At 42.3% G+C, this 1921-nt stretch carries 2 protein-coding genes; one reads left to right on the top strand and one right to left on the bottom strand.

What is annotated here, in order from left to right:
* Positions 1-87: 87 nt before the first annotated feature.
* Positions 88-525, top strand: a complete 438-nt coding sequence (locus BCT81_RS15535) for a MarR family transcriptional regulator (RefSeq protein WP_102425014.1) — start codon at positions 88-90, stop codon at positions 523-525.
* Positions 526-704: 179 nt separating this feature from the next.
* On the opposite strand, the gene BCT81_RS15530 is transcribed toward BCT81_RS15535, so the two are convergent.
* The gene (locus BCT81_RS15530) at positions 705-1868 is read right to left on the bottom strand and encodes an aromatic amino acid transport family protein (RefSeq protein WP_102425013.1); all 1164 of its coding nucleotides are present in this window, start codon (positions 1866-1868) and stop codon (positions 705-707) included.
* Positions 1869-1921: the final 53 nt, after the last annotated feature.

Below are 1921 nucleotides of genomic sequence, written 5' to 3'. Positions count from 1 at the left end.
CGCAACTTTATTTTGAGGTGAGCTTAATTGATAAAACTTATGTGTGCAAGTATATTTTGTGCAATTTAATTTATTGATGAGGTTATCGTGAGCGACCAAGATGAATATCTAAAGTTAGATAATCAGGTGTGCTTTGCACTTTACAGTGCTTCAAATGCAATGAGTAGAGCTTATCAACCTCTGCTGAAAGCGCTTGATCTTACTTATTTACAGTACATTGTGATGATGGTGCTTTGGGAGCAACAAGAGATAAATGTCAAAGCGTTAGGCGCTAAAACACATTTAGATTCAGGAACCTTGACTCCATTACTTAAGCGTTTAGAAGCAAAAGGTTATGTGCTTCGTCAACGTAGTGCTGAAGATGAACGAGTGCGAGTAATTACGCTAACTCTTGTAGGGACTGAACTCAAAGAGCGCGCGCAAACTGTCCCAGAAGAGATATTTTGTTTGTCTAAGATGAATGAAAACGAACTTAAATCGCTCAAAGCGCAATGTGAGCAGTTACTTGACAACTTAACTCAATAAGAACGTCTCTTTAATTCTCAGTAATAACGTTCAAATACTGAAAAAGCCAGTGAGTATCTACTGTTAATAGCAGAGACTCCTGGCTTTTTGTGTTTTGATGTGAGTGTGAGGTACTTGTTTAATCTTCACTCACAAAAACATACATATCACCACGGCAGCGGTTGATACTGTGCTTCTATCTAACCCATAAACCAAGACACGAAAATCAACGCGCCAAAACCGAATGTCGCCATTAGTGCTGTGTCGCCACCCGCAGCTGTGTAGCTGCCCTCGGTTTGTAGGTGAGGGAAGTCAGGTCTACGAACTTTAACTACCATTGCGAGTGGTCCCCAGATAGCTAGGAATACTAATACCATACCTGCATAGTCGAGCATGCTGACGAATTGGCTAGCAAACAATTCAGCCAATACCAAAGGCAGTACAAAGGTCAGAACGTAAGCCATTAGCTTATTGTTGGTTACCGCGTCTTTGTTTTGGTCATACAGCGCCATGGACACGCCGAGGAAAGAAGTCACCAATGCCAGTGCAGAGAACAGAGCAATCACTACTTTTAACCAAGCAGATTGTCCGCTAAACGCAGAGATCAGTTCTGAAATGTTGTGGAACTGGCTGATCGCGTCTGTACCAAGGTTACCGATAATCGCGAACAACCAAGTGAGGTAGCACACGAGCGGAATCACTGAACCTAACAGAATCATATTTCGGATCTGCTTTTGAGTCGCTTCACGGTTGTAGATAACCAGTGACGGGATCACTACCATAGAGGCAAAGCTGGTAAAGATAACCGCGCTGTATTGCACCACATCGTTGGCCGTGTATTGGCTAGTTTGAGTGAGGTAATCAAGACGGATATTGCTAAACAGAGAAGCGATAACAATAAATAGCATCACCACCATCATGATGAATAGGCCACGGTTCAACTTATCGATATAAGACTTACCCGCTACCACAATCACACCCATAAATAGGCTGAAAACGGTATAAGCAGCAGATGCAGAGATGTTTACGCCAACATCGAGCAGTAGCTTATGGATGATGTCACCCACGCCCAAGATATAAGCGATCAGCATGCATACTAGCAGTAGGTAAAAGAGTGCATTGATAAAGTGTTTTCCTTTGCTGCCCAGAGTGAGGTAAGCAACATTGCTCATGCCACTGTTGTCTTTAGTTTTAGTACACGCTTCTGCCAATAGGAGAGCTGAGTATGTGGTGCCGATAAAGATAAGTAGTATCAGCACTGAGCTGATCATGAAGCCAAATTGAGCCAACACCATGGGAATAGCAAGCATGCCAGCCCCTAATGCAGTTCCTGAAAGAATCAAAGAACTGCCGAATAATTTCATATTCAAAAAAGCAACCTCTAAGTATCCAATTATTTTTTAGTTGGATTGTAAAT

This window comes from Vibrio sp. 10N.261.52.A1 (assembly GCF_002876325.1).
In the GTDB taxonomy this organism is placed as follows: Bacteria; Pseudomonadota; Gammaproteobacteria; order Enterobacterales; family Vibrionaceae; genus Vibrio; species Vibrio chagasii.
This window is presented reverse-complemented; position numbering and strand designations above follow the sequence as displayed.